The 14750-nt window shown below is 42.2% G+C and carries 16 protein-coding genes; 4 read left to right on the plus strand and 12 right to left on the minus strand.

Features of this window, described 5'->3' with window-relative positions:
* Positions 1 to 69 precede the first annotated feature (69 nt).
* From ZX61_RS17675 to ZX61_RS17695, 5 genes are all read right to left on the minus strand, one after another.
* On the minus strand, positions 70 to 798 hold the full coding sequence (locus tag ZX61_RS17675; RefSeq protein WP_049845946.1) for a substrate-binding periplasmic protein: 729 nt from the start codon (positions 796 to 798) through the stop codon (positions 70 to 72).
* Between the two features lie 240 nt (positions 799 to 1038).
* Positions 1039 to 2481 (minus strand): DUF4041 domain-containing protein, encoded by a 1443-nt coding sequence (locus ZX61_RS17680; protein WP_049845910.1) that lies wholly within the window; start codon positions 2479 to 2481, stop codon positions 1039 to 1041.
* Positions 2482 to 2484: 3 nt separating this feature from the next.
* Entirely contained in the window at positions 2485 to 2799 is a 315-nt protein-coding gene (locus ZX61_RS17685; protein ID WP_049845911.1) for a hypothetical protein, read from the minus strand.
* A 306-nt stretch (positions 2800 to 3105) separates the two neighbouring features.
* The gene (locus ZX61_RS17690) at positions 3106 to 3564 is read right to left on the minus strand and encodes a hypothetical protein (RefSeq protein ID WP_049845912.1); all 459 of its coding nucleotides are present in this window, start codon (positions 3562 to 3564) and stop codon (positions 3106 to 3108) included.
* Entirely contained in the window at positions 3548 to 3889 is a 342-nt protein-coding gene (locus ZX61_RS17695; RefSeq protein ID WP_049845947.1) for a hypothetical protein, read from the minus strand. The genes ZX61_RS17690 and ZX61_RS17695 overlap by 17 nt, the downstream gene beginning before the upstream one ends.
* Positions 3890 to 4304: 415 nt before the next feature.
* On the opposite strand from ZX61_RS17695, the gene ZX61_RS17700 reads away from it, so the two are divergent.
* The 3 genes from ZX61_RS17700 (at position 4305) to sigZ (ending at position 6250) form a co-directional block, all read left to right on the plus strand.
* Positions 4305 to 4643 carry a hypothetical protein gene (locus tag ZX61_RS17700; RefSeq protein WP_049845913.1) on the plus strand — a complete coding sequence of 113 codons (339 nt, stop codon included), beginning with the start codon at positions 4305 to 4307 and terminating at the stop codon, positions 4641 to 4643.
* 273 nt (positions 4644 to 4916) lie between these two features.
* Entirely contained in the window at positions 4917 to 5612 is a 696-nt protein-coding gene (locus tag ZX61_RS17705; RefSeq protein WP_049845914.1) for a glutathione S-transferase family protein, read from the plus strand.
* Positions 5613 to 5701: 89 nt separating this feature from the next.
* Positions 5702 to 6250, plus strand: a complete 549-nt coding sequence (gene sigZ, locus ZX61_RS17710; protein WP_049845948.1) for an RNA polymerase sigma factor SigZ — start codon at positions 5702 to 5704, stop codon at positions 6248 to 6250.
* A 315-nt stretch (positions 6251 to 6565) separates the two neighbouring features.
* Here the strand turns inward: sigZ and ZX61_RS17715 are convergent, their stop codons facing one another.
* The 7 genes from ZX61_RS17715 to ZX61_RS17745 form a co-directional block, all read right to left on the minus strand.
* On the minus strand, positions 6566 to 6994 hold the full coding sequence (locus ZX61_RS17715) for a ribosomal maturation YjgA family protein (protein ID WP_049845915.1): 429 nt from the start codon (positions 6992 to 6994) through the stop codon (positions 6566 to 6568).
* Entirely contained in the window at positions 6981 to 8321 is a 1341-nt protein-coding gene (gene creD / locus ZX61_RS17720) for a cell envelope integrity protein CreD (RefSeq protein ID WP_049845916.1), read from the minus strand. The genes ZX61_RS17715 and creD overlap by 14 nt, the downstream gene beginning before the upstream one ends.
* Positions 8322 to 8396: 75 nt before the next feature.
* Positions 8397 to 9839, minus strand: a complete 1443-nt coding sequence (gene creC / locus ZX61_RS17725; protein ID WP_049845917.1) for a two-component system sensor histidine kinase CreC — start codon at positions 9837 to 9839, stop codon at positions 8397 to 8399.
* A complete protein-coding gene (locus tag ZX61_RS17730; RefSeq protein ID WP_049845918.1) occupies positions 9839 to 10549 on the minus strand; it encodes a response regulator in 711 nt (236 codons plus the stop codon). Before ZX61_RS17730 ends, creC begins: the two co-directional genes overlap by 1 nt.
* A gap of 264 nt (positions 10550 to 10813) precedes the next feature.
* Positions 10814 to 12004, minus strand: coding sequence for a serine hydrolase domain-containing protein (locus ZX61_RS17735; RefSeq protein WP_049845919.1), 1191 nt, complete (start codon positions 12002 to 12004; stop codon positions 10814 to 10816).
* 358 nt (positions 12005 to 12362) lie between these two features.
* Positions 12363 to 12896, minus strand: coding sequence for a MerR family transcriptional regulator (locus ZX61_RS17740; protein WP_049845920.1), 534 nt, complete (start codon positions 12894 to 12896; stop codon positions 12363 to 12365).
* A 9-nt stretch (positions 12897 to 12905) separates the two neighbouring features.
* Positions 12906 to 13844, minus strand: a complete 939-nt coding sequence (locus ZX61_RS17745; protein WP_049845921.1) for a DMT family transporter — start codon at positions 13842 to 13844, stop codon at positions 12906 to 12908.
* A gap of 251 nt (positions 13845 to 14095) precedes the next feature.
* Here ZX61_RS17745 and ZX61_RS17750 point away from each other — a divergent pair, with 251 nt between their 5' ends.
* Positions 14096 to 14680 (plus strand): hypothetical protein, encoded by a 585-nt coding sequence (locus ZX61_RS17750; RefSeq protein WP_049845922.1) that lies wholly within the window; start codon positions 14096 to 14098, stop codon positions 14678 to 14680.
* Positions 14681 to 14750: the final 70 nt, after the last annotated feature.

Genomic DNA, 14750 nt, shown 5'->3' on the forward strand with positions numbered 1-14750 from the left:
TGTTTTTGGACAAGGCAATGTTAGCCACTGCTGATGCAAGTGGTGGCAAGACAGATTTACCCGCTTAGGCTATTTCGAAAAGTACTGGCTCATTGTCTGCTCGACGTCGATTTTTTTCAGCCCAGCGTCGACAATCTGCTTCCACTTTTGGCCTGTTTCATCATTACCGAACGCGACATATAACTGCTTTTCTTCCAAAAGCTTAGCGTTCATCTGTAAAGAAGCTTTTGCCTTGGTAACTTCTGGGTCACTCTGAAGTAAGTAATTGAACACATTTTTGTCTATTACCGCGAGTGGGATACGATTCGCCGCCACCTTTTTCAGGTTTACGTTGTCTGCAGTGACTGGGATTCCTTGAATAGCACCACTTGCAATCATCGCATCTAACTCTTCAGTGTTGATATAACCGCGCACGACACCAATTTTATAACTTTTGAGATCTTGTAGACTCGACCAAGTCACTGGCTTAGATGTGTTCTCTGCAAACCCTAGCGGACCAGTTCCAATGGGATCAGATAACACCAAATCATCAGATTCAAAATAATATTCAGGAAAGTAGCCCGCGTACTTGGGCTGAGTTTTCGCCAAATGGACGGCTCTTTCCCAAGGGTAAAACTCCACTTTTAGTTCGTGCCCCATTGCTTCTACTGCAGCTTTAACCACCGCTACTGAGGCTCCCTGCTCTGGTTGGCTACGACTTGCATAAGGTGGCCACTCTAACGATGTTAAGGTAAGAACCTCTGCCTTGAGTGGTAAAGTCAGAAAGAGAGTAAACAGCGCGATTTTTAAGTGTGTCATGTCAAAGCCCTTCGTGATATCGACGTTTTCAGTATAGGTGCTGAAAAACAAGTGTGTTTTCACTAAGGACGAGTGAATGCAAATAGACTCAACATAACTGAGCCATAAGACAGTGATACGAAAGTGTGTAAACGAAAACCGCTTTAATAGAAGAGATTTTGTTTATAGCTATAACTCGATATTGGACAAAGGTGAGCCAGCGCTGATCTGGCTGACTCGAAGACGGACAAAACTGTTAAATCATGCGGCATCACTAAGACGGAGGCTTTCGAAATAGTCTTCCGCCAGAGCGGTCATTTTGAACTCAGCATCTACTCCAGCGATCTTTTCAACGGCATCTTTAATTTCCTCTAGATCGACACTGAAGAACTCCTTGCGAAGGTTAACTGCATTAACACGTTGAGAATGGAATTCACGGTGCAAAGCTGTTTCGAGTGCAGGCGCATCATCAGTATAAATCATGGCATGTACGTCAAATGGGAATGGTACACTGGCATCACCAAGCTCTTTAACTCTGTCCATAGGCTCTAGCCTGCGCGTTAAACCTATCTTGTAAACATCTTCTCCAAAGGAACCAATGTTACTTATCACGTACACATGTCCCTTACGAGTTTGTTCCGCCATACTCTTGGCACGCTCTTCTTTGGCTTCAGCTTCGGCCAATTGCTGCTCTAGAATGGCTATTCTTTGTTCCATTTCACTACGTTCTTGTTCATTAGCTTGAGCAAGCTCTTGCTGAGCTTTATCAAGAAGGTTTCGATACATTTTTTCTTCTTTCTCAGCTTCAGCAATAGCTTTTTCGAACTCCTTTATTACTCTCTGCTCTTCACGAATTTGCTCTTTGATGAGCTTCTGCTCGGCAATTTCTTCCTGTTTCTTCAGGGTATATTGATACTGAAGCTTACATTCTTCGAATTTTAGTTCGATGTAATCAATATCAAAGCCACACTCCAGTGTCGCAGCCGACTTTTCTAGATTGTTTGCTAGTTTCTCGATTCGTTCCAGCGTACGACCAAATGAGCTTGGAGAAACCTTGCCAATAAGCATGTCACATTCAATATTGAACGCTGTTAGCATTAGCTTAATTTGACCATTGAGGATTTTTTTATTCAAAGACTTATCATTAGAAATAACGGTCGTTTCTGGGAAGGTGACTGCGGTCTTCGCTTTAATCATGTCTTTTTGTTGCTGCCGTATGTCTTTGATCTCTTCAGAATAGCGAGTTGATGTTTCGTAGAGATATTGTGGCATTTCAAAATGACCATGAGCAGCATATTCATCGAGTCGTGAATACAAGTCTATCCCACCCATTATCTCGTTCAGATCCAGTTCGCCTTTTTCAATATTGGCATTAAGTTCATTTAGAGAGTTTTGGGCCGCGTCAAGGGACTGTTGCTGTTCTAAAATACTAACTTTAAGAGAGTCATCTTGTCCTTTCAAAGCTTGTAGGTCGGCAGTTTCAGCGTTAATTTTGGAAAGTGCCTGCTTTGCTATCTCAGTAGTTTGCTGTAGTGATTCATTTGCTTTCTTTAATGTCTCGTGCTCTTCTTTGGCTTTCGTTAACGCTTCATCAATTGACTTGTACTGTCCAACTTTTTTATCCGCAGAGCGTTTCGTCACTATATAGGTCAGCAAAACTGCTAACAAAGATATGCCTGCTAATATCAATAAATTGTTATCCATTGTTTACCTTAAAACCTCTTGTATGAATTGCTTTCTAAGGGCGGCTCGTTCTTCACAGCGGTCTTGGTATTCTTCATTTGCATTTGATAGCGCAATTTTAAATGCTTGCTTTGCTGCGGATTGTTGCTGTCTTACTTGCCGCTTTAATTCTCGCTGAGCTTCACGCACACCTCTTTCATGCTCTCTAAGTGCTTGAGCTTCAGCACGTTGCCGAGCTTTCTCTCTACGCTGAGCTTCGCGGGCGGCTTGTTTGTTGGCTCTATCTATAGCTTTAACAACCTTTATAGCCGTCCTTAAACCACTTCCTCGTCTGGCCAATGCATTTCTCCTCTGAGCAAATTAAAATTATGCTTCCGATGCTAGCACAACAAAATTGGAAAGGTTGTTATTGAAGTCAAACAGATTGCATAACGTCTATAGCTATGAGAGTGCTAAGGTTCCAAATATCTATGTTTCTCACAGGCAGATTAGCCCCTTGCTCTGGGTTAGAAAAAATATTCCAAATGATGGCATGGAGAGCAATGGTTCATGCAGTCGCTGACTCATTTTGGGGCAGGACTAATTTAGGGCAACCTGTCAGATCTAATCACACCTAGGTTAAGAAACTGACAGATTGTATTCAGACTAATTCAAAGATGCTCTTATGGTGTCGAAATAAGCTTTTGTATCAAATGGTAAGTTAAAAGTACCGCTCTTGCTTAAAGTCAAGATTTCATCTGCAAATCTATTTGCCACGGACTTATAGTCCTCAGGTTGGTTTCTGCTATTTAGCTCAAACCATACATTTAAAGGTTTTGCATCACCTGAACTGATGGACTTTTGAAACAAATGATAAGTGTAATCCTTAAATTCAGTCTCAACACATCTAGTTAAAGCGGAACGGTTTAGCTCCAAGAGAATAACCTTTAACTCAAAATCTGACAGTGAAGATAACCACGCATCATTAACGTGTTGTATGCTCCTCTTTTGCAAGCTAAGGCAGGAGTCTGTTCTATCATTTAGCTTTTCGTAAGCAACATCTAACTCACTTGCAATCAGTGAGTTAGAAATTAACAAAAGAAGAAAACTACCTAGTCGCATCATATACACAGCCCCAAAACTTAACTTCTTGTTGGTTCTTACTAAACAAGCGGGCGTCGTCTGCAATGTTGTTGACTAAACGTCTAGTATTAGAGTGAACAGAAGACATCGCAGTACCAAACTGCTCCCAATCATATTCCCCAATTTCTTGGATTCTAGTATGTGGAGCAACTCTCTTAGTAAAAAGCTCGAGAATCGGGATACCGCTCAAAGAGATTGCCAACAAGTTACCCAACTCAACTTTACTCTCTATTTCTTGTAGGTAGCGAGCCATAGTTGGGGATACTTCCATTTCCTGAATTTTGCAATACGTTAAAACGCCTGCCATGTATAGACCTAACAATATCATTAAACTAACCAACCAGTATCATAGCAAAAGTTAAAATAGCAATGCGTCGGTTTTAATAGGCAATTTAACAAATTTCAATAAGATGGAATGGTATGAGACTTTCACCCGTATTACATCATGGGGGTTAGCAGCGAACAGCATGAGAAGAATGGATAACTTTTAGAATCGCAAAAGCTCATGAACAGGATGCGAATAAGTAAAAGGTCTAGGCAACTTCGGGGCATTTTCGTTCTAGAAAGTGCCGAGTGAAACTGTTCAGGACAAAAACGTGTTTCAACTTGGCCTCGTGAATGTGCGAAAGTGGCACTGAATCAGCGCCTTTCAACATTAAATCTCTATTACGTTGTTTCGTGATAGTGATAAAATCTTTACATCAGAATTATCGAGAGCATCTATGTTTATCCACCATGTAAACGGCATTGACTGGCTGGTGATTACCGCCTTTGAAGAACTTAAACCTCTATTTATTGAAGAAGCCGGTTCGATCCCCGCTTGCTTCTCTAGCGCCAGTGAATTGGGTCTGATTGAGCAAGCCAAGCGCGCTTATGGATATTTACCTACACTCAGCGGTGTTATTACCGATACTGGTACTTTTCAAAGCCAAGATAACGATGAAGATTTGAATCCACAGCTTGCCTGCCTAGTTGAGGGGCGTGGTCGAGTATTTATCTATCACGGCAGTTATGTGGCTTTTGTGGATGATGAGCAAACCTTTATTACTCGAATGGACTAAACATTATTCAGTAAGTTGAAATCGGCGAATTGAATGGATCCGGATCCTAGCTTCAATAAGAAAAGCTAGGCTGCGGTTAGCTGGCGGGATGTATCTGTATTTATTCGCCTATCAGCTTTTTTGCTCATCTTTTGGCCTAAGGAAGGTTGAATATATAAAGCTCTCTATGCAGTTTTTGCTGTCCCACTTTTTTTTACTAAAAAGCTTCGTCTTTTTTTGTGTCCTCTCGTCTTACTGGTGTGAACATTCTAACTTTAGAGAGGAAACAAAAAAATGTTGAAAGTTGTTAGCTTCAAAATCTGTCCATTTGTACAACGTGTTACTGCTGCTCTTGAGGCGAAGCAGATTCCTTATGAAATAGAGTACATCAGCCTTAAAGATAAACCGCAGTGGTTTCTTGATGTATCACCAAATGCTCAAGTCCCAGTAGTACTGACGGAAAATGGCACGGTTTTATTTGAGTCTGATGCGATTATTGAATACATCGAAGATGAATATGGTCCGTTAGAGCAGGACGTGTCCAATGAGCAGCGCGCATTAGATAGAGCTTGGAGTTACTTAGCCTCAAAAAATTATCTGGCACAATGCGGAACAATGAGTAGTAAAGATAAGATAACTTTCGAACAGCGAGAGAAGAAGTTAAGAACCGCATTTGAAAAGGTCGAAAAGCAACTTTTAGATAATTCAAAATTCTTCAAGTCTGATACCTTAAGTAACGTTGACATTGCTTGGCTACCTTTATTGCATCGTGCCGCTATTGTAAAAGAACGTACTGGTTACGACTTTTTGTGTGGTTTGCCTAAAACTCAATTGTGGCAGAAAGCTATACAGGGTTCGGGATTGGCTGATAAGTCGGTTTCCTCTGATTTTGTAGAGAAGTTTACAGATTTTTACCTAGACAATACCTATCTGGCTGAGGGTAAGGATGTCCAAAGAGCAGGGTGTAGCACTAGTAACTGTTGCGATTAGTGTTTTTTCTAACAGAAGTGCTCGTATGGGCACTTCTGTTTACAAGTACTAAAAGACAATAAAAGAAATCTTTGGACGAGTATATGGTAGTGAATGTTGAGAAAGTATGGTCTGAGTATCAAAGTAGCCTCAGAGGTTTTTTACATAAAAATGTCTCTGACGCAGATGATGTAGAGGATCTACTCCAAGAGGTTTTAATTAAGACTTATAAAAACCTTCCGAAAGTGCGTGACAACAAGAAGATCAAATCTTGGTTGTTTCAGATTGCCAATAATACCATTATCGATTTTTACCGACAGCGGAGAGTCGAAAGCGATATAGATATGATTGTAAACGAGTTTTGGCACCCCGAGCCTACGCAAGAAGTGTTGGAGCAACTAGCCGAGTGTGTTGTTCCATTCATCAATGTCTTACCTAAAGAAGAGGCTAATTTGTTAACGGCCATCGAGATAAACGGCATATCTCAAACACAGTATGCCGAAAAAATGGGAATTAATTATTCAACACTTAAGTCCAGAGTACAAAAGAGCCGCAAAATGCTCTATAACCTGTTTGATGAATGTTGTACATTTTCTATTGATAGCCAAGGCAATGTGATTGATTATCAAGCAAAAAATAACACTTGCACTGGCTGTTAATATCTCTGAATGGTTATGTGCTTCAGGGGCTCAATAAACGAGTCCAATTTTGTTTTTGTCGCAAAGTTTACGTACACAACCTCAATGAAGGGAACCTCAGCCCACCGACACTTTCAATGAACATAAGACTCCCTTTTTCTGTACGAGAATATGAATAACCGACGCCCAAAACTAAACAGTTTATCTAAAGAAAGTCTCTGTTGGTCAGTGACCAAAGGTATACTTGCTTGAGTAAACTGATTTTGAGTCTCTTACGCATACCTCGCTTGGAGTGACGGCATCGGTTCCTTTTAGAAACGACGTTCAACTCGCTTTTCATTTCGTTTCCATCCACCAGCACAATAACCCCCCTACGCAGTAAGCAAGCAGATCTTTCCAATCAAACGTGGCTCCCAAAATCACCGCTAAAGGCGATGAGGGCTCGATACCAAGCCAAGTTACTACTTGCACTAGTTGTCCCAACTCGACAGCAAACGCAATCACTACCACCAGCGAAACCAGCCATTTGACGGGCATGGATAAGAAGCTTGCCAATAAGTAGTAGAACCAAACCACAGCTAATACATCACCAAGTGTTGGGCGAATAAAGCTGTCGCGGACGCAAAGCGCAATAACAACCAAAGTGATAAAACATACGAGGCTTTTGAGCCCATTTTTTGCAGAAAATCGAAGGTGAATAGTGGACGTTTCTTCCACCATATCGCTTGGCTGACCAGTGAAAGTAGCTTGCTTAAACGTGTTCATGATTCGCCTTTGCGCTTTCATCTGCTTTCTTATTTCGAGCATACCAGTCGATGTTGCGTGTAATGACCATAGTGAAGCTCAAAATCGCGAAGCACAGTAATGTACCCATGACCAATGCGTAACTCTCTGCTTGTAGCAAGCCAAACAGCAATCCGTAGAGAGTGAGCAAGCATGCTCCGAATATCACGCCGTGTTTGGAATTGTTCAACATGCCGCTCACGTACACGCTTAATAGCCCCGTCGATGCTATCGCCGACACCACGTATGCCCAGTTAAAACCTAAGTGTTCACTCATCGAAATCAGCAGCAGATAGAAAAGCGCCAAAGCCAAACCAATGAAGCCGTATTGCACCGGGTGAACTGGACGCGCTTGGAACAGCTCAAGTAAAAAGAAACTTGCAAACACTAACGTGATAACCAGTAATGAGTAGTTTACCGCTCGATGAGACTTCAAATAGTGGTCTACTGGGTCAATCAAATCCACGCCCATTTGTCGCTGTTCTAGTTCATGACAGGCGTTGTTGGATGATAAGCAGCTTTGGAACAGTTGTGCGATATTGGTAGAGAAGTTGTTGCTCGCCCATTGCGCTTTAAATCCGTCGTCAGATACGTCGGACGACACTGGTAAGTAGTCACCGATAAAGCTAGGATGTGGCCATGAAGAAGACAGCTCAACCGTCGTTTGGCTGCCAATTGGTGTCACTTGTAGCTGCCCCATTCCTTGCAGCATGAAGTTAAGATTAAACGCTAAAGGTTGTTCTGTGTTTAGGTCGACTAGTTTCAATGCGCTGTGGAAGCCCTGTGGTAGCTGATCTAGCCCTGTTCCCGGCATTATTACGATATCGGAGCTCGCCAGTGCCATGTCATCGAAACGAATCAATCCGCGACTGTCTTCAATGCCGACTACCAAGCTGATGTTTTCAATATCGAGATTTTTCAGTTCGGCTATGTCGCCAGCATCAAAAGTGCCTTTCAGTGCCACTTGCGCTTTGTATAAACGCGCGCGATAAATGCCGCGATACTTTTCAAAACTGTCCAGATTGGCGCTCATGTCAAAAGTGCTGGGTAAGAGGAATTTACGGCGATCTTTAATCTGTACTTTATCATCTCGGTAACTGGTCTCGGTGTAGTTGACCATAATGAAAGGACCAATGATTCGCTGTTCGCCACTGCTGCTGCGTGCAATGTCGTTTCTGACTTCATCTTGGCGATAGGAGCGTTCTGAGATCAGTCCTGTAACCATTGAAAGGGGGATTTGCAGTAAGACAAACAAAAACAGCACGAAAGCGAACTTCGTGCCGAGTTGGTTATTAAGGATCTTTTTCATTTTTCATTCTCCATTTGCTGATGGCAGTAATCTAAAGTAGCAATTTGGAGAACGAATGAAGCTAATGTGGAGTTTCTATGGAGTTGGCAATGTCAGGGTTACTTTCACGCCGGACTCAATGTTTTCTACACGCAAGTCACCTTTGTGTAGCTTGGTAACTTGTTCAACAAAATTCAGCCCGAGCCCTGTGCTCTTAACGCCACTTTCGCGAGCGAGAGAATAGAAACGCTCAGTTAATCGGGGCATCGCGTAGTTCGGAATGTGAGGGCCAGTGTTAAAAATCGACAGGCAGACTTTTTCTTTCGTAACTTCTGCTTCCCATTCAATACATCCTTCTGAATGAACAAAATCCAGCGCATTGTCCATCAAGTTAAAAACGGCTTGTTTGAGTAAGAAGGCGTCACCGAGCACAGTGAGATGTCTGTCAATATCGATGTTGGCAGTGACCGATTGAGCACTCAAGCGCGCATCCGCCGATGCAACCACTTCACTAACCATTTGGTTTAGCGAGATAGATTCGACTTGTTCTAGCTCGGGACGCTTTTCAAGACGAGCGAGTTCCAACAACTTATCAATCAATGACTGCATGCGATCGCTTTCCCGCTCAATGTTGCCAGCAAAGCGAGCAACCTTTTCTTCTGATAGTGGCATCTGCAGTATTTCGCTCGCGCCTTTAATCGCTGACAGTGGGCTTTTCAACTCATGAGTCAACGTCTGCACGTACTCTTCGACATACTGTTTACCATCGAGCTGGTTGCGCATTTTCTCTAACGCGTCGCTTAGCGTGCCATATTCGTAAAAAATACGAAATGTCGGTTTAGAAACCTTTACGCCTTCGCCCATTTTCGTCGCGTAGTCTTCTAGCTTGTTCAGTGCCGTATGAATTCGCCAAGCGAACAGTCCCCCAGCAAGTAGTACTAAGCCACTCATCCACACCATCCAAAACAGCACATTGCGTTTAGAAAGATCGATGAAGGGTTGCACAGAGCGATTGGATTTTGCAACCGTCACACTGCCAATGATTTCGCCTCTGTGGTAAATGGGCGCGGCAACGTGCATAACGGTTGAAAGAGGGTCTTTTGGATCTTCAATAGTACTACGTGCGCCATACTGACCGCGCAGTGTGAGATACACATCGTTCCATTGTGAGTAGTCTTTACCAACATCTTGCTGCCAAGAATCCGCAATCACAATACCTTGTTTGTCTGTGATGTAAATTCGATGGTTAATCGCCTTTTTGCCAATTTCCCAAATGCGCGCTTGTGGTTCTCGCTGCCCGTAAGCCGCTAGCAGTTTAGAAAAGCGACTCTCAGATAATTTGCCGTTAGCAACGTCTTCTTCTGCTAATACCGCAAGCAGGTTCGCCATATCCACCAGCGTTTCTTCAGTGGTTTGGCGCACGGTCGGCTTTAGCTCTTGAACTACGGTTTTACTCACCGTGTAAGCTGTCATTCCTACTAAGATGAAGTAGAGAAAAAACAGTCTTAACCCAAGCGGAATCCTTGGCCAGCGATTCATCATTCACCTTTAATGCAGTAGAAGTAACCAAAGCCACGCTTGGTACAGATTCGTTCAGACATCTCGAACGGCTTCAGTTTATGGCGAATGGCTTTAATGTGGGTATCGATATTGCGCTCGTATGCGGCCTCTGGTGCCATGTCTGCGGCGACCATGAGTTGCTCTCGACTCAAAACATTGGAAGAAACCGAAATCAGCTTATCGAGGATCTTGAATTCGACCGCGGTTAGCCCGAGCATTTGTCCGCCGACACCATAATCGAAGTTTTGCGCGACCAAATTATGGTTAAGTTGAGCTTGTTCAGTAATGGTACTGAGTTCTGGCTTAAGCTCTGTCATCGGCGCTTTGGTTTTGATTCGAAGCTTGATACGAGCCAGCATTTCACGAGGGCTGAATGGTTTAGTCACGTAATCATCCGCGCCAATCTCTAAACCAACCACGCGATCAATTTCATCGCATCTCGCGGTTAGAAAGATAATAGGTATATCAGAAAACTCACGGATGGTTTTGCACAGTTCAAAACCATTGCCATCAGGTAAGCCTACATCTAACACGAGTAACGCTGCTGAATTGCGCTGCAAAAAGGTCAAGCCTTCTCCCGCTGTAGCAAACCACTCTACGTGGTAGCCATCCATTTCTAATACATGAATCAGGTTTTCTGCGATGGCAGATTCATCTTCAATAATGACGACGGTCAATTGGTCGCTCAATGTCTTAACCTCGTTGACGATGTGTATTTTTGTCGTGGGGTTATCCACTACTTTGGCGCAAAGGCTAGCGGATTGATACGATAAAGGCAAAATCCGTGAAGCAATATATAAGGGAAGATGAGAAATGGACTCGGATTTAAAATTCCGTTTTGTCACATTTCAATAGTCAAAGCGATGTATCATCGCTTATAGAAGGCCGGCGGAAAAGCTATTCAAATCCTCTTGATTAAATAGCTCTCCATAGGTTGGTAGTTTCCGGAATATTTACGGATAGTACGTTGCATTTGTTATATCGAGAGATGGTAGTACGTAGTTAACTATTAGCTCTAGAGGATAGTCTTCATCCTGTTGTTGATAATTTCCCGATGTGATCAGAAAAATAAGCTGAAGCTCAGGTATGATGAACATGTCTTGACCACCTGACCCTCTCATGCCCGCGATAGACAATCGTTTATCTCCAATTTTTATCAATGGAAACCACCAGTTATGTCCATACTGAATTTTTCTATCTTCCCAAAAACGTCCTTTGGGAATTAAACTGGCATCGGCCCATTTTTCGGAAAAAATGCGCTGATCGTTCCATTGCCCTTTATTCAAATACAGTTGCCCCAATTTGGCAAAATCTCTAGACGTCAAATACAGCCCTGAAGAGCCTAAGAAATCTCCTGTGATTTCATGAGGAAACCAATGGTAATTGACAATATTAAGAGGGGAGAACAGCGCCTCATTGGTGTAGGTTTTCAAATCTTTTTCCGTAACCCTCTCAATCAGACCGCCTAAAAGTACACTCATCGCGCCTTGATAGACATATTTTTCACCAGGAGGATAGCGCATGTCTTTGTTGAAGATATACCTATAAGGGTCGTTAGATAACCACATGTTCATAGCATCGCTATTGATGTCATTCCATTCCGACCAATTCAGACCGCTGTTAAAGTCCAGAGCATGCCTTATTAGAACGTTTCTCTTTAGTTCAATGTTTGGGATTTCTTCGTCTAGATAGTAGTTAAAAATGGGGGCATTAATGCTAGGAATATCTTCTTGATATAGTAGGTGGCCAATTAGGGTTGCTGTAACTGTCTTTGTTACAGATTTCATGTGGTGAAAAGTATCAGGAGTTGGAGGGTACGGATCAGGCATGGGAGTGCCGTCTGGTGAACTCCTATTTAAGTAGTATTGTTCGTAAACAAGATTACCATTTCGAACTATTAGCATTGACTGAACTTTTTGGGATGAGTTTTGGTCAACATCCTTGTGTAACTTGATTAGTTGTTTTGGATTGAAACCTTCCTGCTCTGGCAAACTTACAGCCCAGTCATTTTGTGTCCCTTCTTGTGTCCAAGTAAACGTGTTTTCATTCAATAGGTTAGTGTGATAAACATACGAAGAGACCAACACCAAAATGATTATTGCCAACCAATTAGCTTTGTGACTCAAAAATCCCATTTTTTTCATTTTACTTCCAATGTAAGTCTTGCCGCAGCGGTTGACTATCACGTTAGCGTATTACTGAATTCGTTTTTTCGAGACACAACAAATAACTAAATAATTTAGAGCGCTTAATGTTCAGGTGGCCTCTTGTAATGTCGCCGTAGCCTAGCAGTGATCTTTAAATAATCATCGCTGCTTTAAGGCTCTTTCACGGAAATGTGTCAGCGACTTCAGCAGTACAGTCTGCCTCTGAGTAGTTACGTTAAGGGGGGAATGGGACAAAACTGACTTAGACGCCTAGCCCGAATTTATTACAGCAGGGTTCCTACTAAAGAACTCAACTTTGGCTGTCTTTGTATTTGAGGCTGGTACTTTACAAAGATCACTTACTCTGGTGCGCTTTTGACCAGCACCTAATCCTATTTATTTCCTCCTCCTCAATTCCTAACGATTCCAAAAAGTTTTGATGATTTTCTGGATCTAGCAATTCGAATTGCTTGTGCCACTCATGCATGTCATCTTCATTTAAACCAGATGTCCTCATTACCTCTGTCCATTGCTCTTTAGTTATTGGTTTTTCACTGACTAATGAAGGTGCTCTTAACATAACGACAATAGCGGCTTGCTGCTTTTTTAACCTTTGAATTTCTTCACCTAATGATGAAAATTGCCCACGTAAAATTTGTTCCCTCTCCTTCTCACTGTTGTTATCCAATAGCGTCGAGATTTCTTGTACGGGGACACCAAACGCGCGATATGAAATAATTTTACTCAGTCTATCGATCTCTTTTTGTCCATACTGTCTATAACCACTCGCGGTACGTAAACTAGGATATAGCAGCCCTTCACGTTCGTAATACAGTAATGTTGTTCTAGATATGCCGAATTTTTTAGCAAGCTGTGTAACAGTGAGCATGACTTACCCTCAGAATTTAGAGTTGGACAGAATTCGTTTGCTAATAAACGTTGGAATAATAGCACTAAGTAAAATGATCAAGCTGCCTAGTATTGCAAAAGCGTCAGGTACTTCGGAGAACAAAAAGAAACCGATAACTAGTGAGTATATGATTTTCACGTATTCCACGTTGGCGACAACATTCGCTTCAGCCCATTTGTAAGCGCTAACCCCAAACCACTGTGCTACTGATGAAATCAAACCAACCAATACCAACAACATAAGATCAGGGAGTGTTGGCCATACCCAAGCATATAATGCAGGCACCAAGGCAATAAGACCTACAAAAATAGCCTGATAAGAGAGTAGTGTTATCTTAGGTTCTGTCTGAGCGACTTTTCTCACGCAAATTACCGCTATTGAAGCACCAAACGACGCCACAATACCAAACATTACGTAGGCGAAATTGGCATCTTCAAAGGTTGGCTGTACAACAAGCATCACTCCGACAAACCCTGCGACAATCGTAAAAACTCGATTGAAACCAATAGTCTCAGATAGAAATACTTTAGAAACCAGCGCGACAAAAAGTACTTGAACAAATCCAAGAGCTGTCGCGTCAGCAAAAGGTAAACCGCTAACGGTTAAAAATCCAAAATACAAAGCGACGAAAGCTCCTGAAACCCTCAATAAATGCAACCCTACTTTGTTCGGTCGAATCAATACTTTGATATTAGATGCAATGACAGGAAACAGCAGTATTACGAATACAACCTGGCGGAATAAAAGGATTTGAAAAGGATCAATTCGTTCACTCAGCGTCCGTACAAGTACACCGACTATAACAAACAAAGCGGTTGAAATGAGGGCCAGTAAAATTCCCTTATTAACTGGAGACAAGGAATGTGAGAAGTGTTCTAGCAAAGGATGGCTCTTAGCTTTGTTTATGGTCTGTTGTGTTACTGACATGATTACCTCTCTTGTTTGAAATCAACAGAATGATAAAGCCTTCACTTATAGACGGGTCAAGAGACGAAAATATCACTTTGACCTGTCCACAGGTGAAAGCTTTAAGGTGGCATTCACTCAGATGGATTCTAAGACCGATTCCTCTGAAATCAGAGCTCAGGCACCAATCTAGATAAATAGGTGATCAGGTATTTATTCTGGTTGGCAGGAAAGCTTGTGTATCTAATTAACAACCATTAAGGAACGCCACAATGTTTAAGAAAGGCCTTACTTTTTTTACGACTTCAGCTATAGCAGCAGTCACTTTGGCCAGTACTCATATCCTTGCAGCCTCAAGCAGCCATTCATCTCATTCGGGTCACTCGGACAATACGGTGAGTTCTTATGGGTATAAAGGAATTGAAGAAACAAGAACATCGACCTTCGAAATCCCACTCCCAAAAGAAGAAGCATTCTATTTGTTTACTCCAATAGGTGAGAAAAATTGGGTGCCTCCATTTAACCCTGCTTTTTATGGTGGAAAAGAAGAACCCAAAAGAGGTAGAGTTTTTTCTACATTGTTAGACGGGCAGTTTATTGTCTGGCAGATAACTGATTATGACCCAGAAAACAACGAAATCGCTTATTCGAGATTTATCCCTGAACGAGATGTGACTCTACTCACTGTTGATGTCGATCAGCTATCGGGGCAAAAGTCACTTGCCACAGTTACTTATTACTATACGAGTACTTCAGAAGCAGGTGATGAGTATGTACAAAAAATGGCTCACAACTTCGATGATTATATTCTTGAATGGAAAAAGGCTGTCGATAAATATCTTGAATCCGGTCGGTAATCTATCTCGCTGAAGGCTTTGATAAAAAAGGCATCGGTTAACAGATAAACCTATGCCTGACCCTGTAAAT

The sequence above is a fragment of the Vibrio sp. VPAP30 genome, from assembly GCF_001188205.1.
GTDB lineage: Bacteria > Pseudomonadota > Gammaproteobacteria > Enterobacterales > Vibrionaceae > Vibrio > Vibrio bivalvicida.

Excerpts from the sequence above, each read along its gene's own strand:
- ZX61_RS17675 (WP_049845946.1), bottom strand. The coding sequence starts at position 798 with ATGACACACTTAAAAATCGCGCTGTTTACTCTCTTTCTGACTTTACCA.
- ZX61_RS17680 (WP_049845910.1), bottom strand. The coding sequence starts at position 2,481 with ATGGATAACAATTTATTGATATTAGCAGGCATATCTTTGTTAGCAGTT.
- ZX61_RS17690 (WP_049845912.1), bottom strand. The coding sequence starts at position 3,564 with ATGATGCGACTAGGTAGTTTTCTTCTTTTGTTAATTTCTAACTCACTG.
- ZX61_RS17695 (WP_049845947.1), bottom strand. The coding sequence starts at position 3,889 with ATGGCAGGCGTTTTAACGTATTGCAAAATTCAGGAAATGGAAGTATCC.
- ZX61_RS17700 (WP_049845913.1), top strand. The coding sequence starts at position 4,305 with ATGTTTATCCACCATGTAAACGGCATTGACTGGCTGGTGATTACCGCC.
- ZX61_RS17705 (WP_049845914.1), top strand. The coding sequence starts at position 4,917 with ATGTTGAAAGTTGTTAGCTTCAAAATCTGTCCATTTGTACAACGTGTT.
- ZX61_RS17715 (WP_049845915.1), bottom strand. The coding sequence starts at position 6,994 with ATGAACACGTTTAAGCAAGCTACTTTCACTGGTCAGCCAAGCGATATG.
- creD (WP_049845916.1), bottom strand. The coding sequence starts at position 8,321 with ATGAAAAAGATCCTTAATAACCAACTCGGCACGAAGTTCGCTTTCGTG.
- creC (WP_049845917.1), bottom strand. The coding sequence starts at position 9,839 with ATGAATCGCTGGCCAAGGATTCCGCTTGGGTTAAGACTGTTTTTTCTC.
- ZX61_RS17735 (WP_049845919.1), bottom strand. The coding sequence starts at position 12,004 with ATGAAAAAAATGGGATTTTTGAGTCACAAAGCTAATTGGTTGGCAATA.
- ZX61_RS17740 (WP_049845920.1), bottom strand. The coding sequence starts at position 12,896 with ATGCTCACTGTTACACAGCTTGCTAAAAAATTCGGCATATCTAGAACA.
- ZX61_RS17745 (WP_049845921.1), bottom strand. The coding sequence starts at position 13,844 with ATGTCAGTAACACAACAGACCATAAACAAAGCTAAGAGCCATCCTTTG.
- ZX61_RS17750 (WP_049845922.1), top strand. The coding sequence starts at position 14,096 with ATGTTTAAGAAAGGCCTTACTTTTTTTACGACTTCAGCTATAGCAGCA.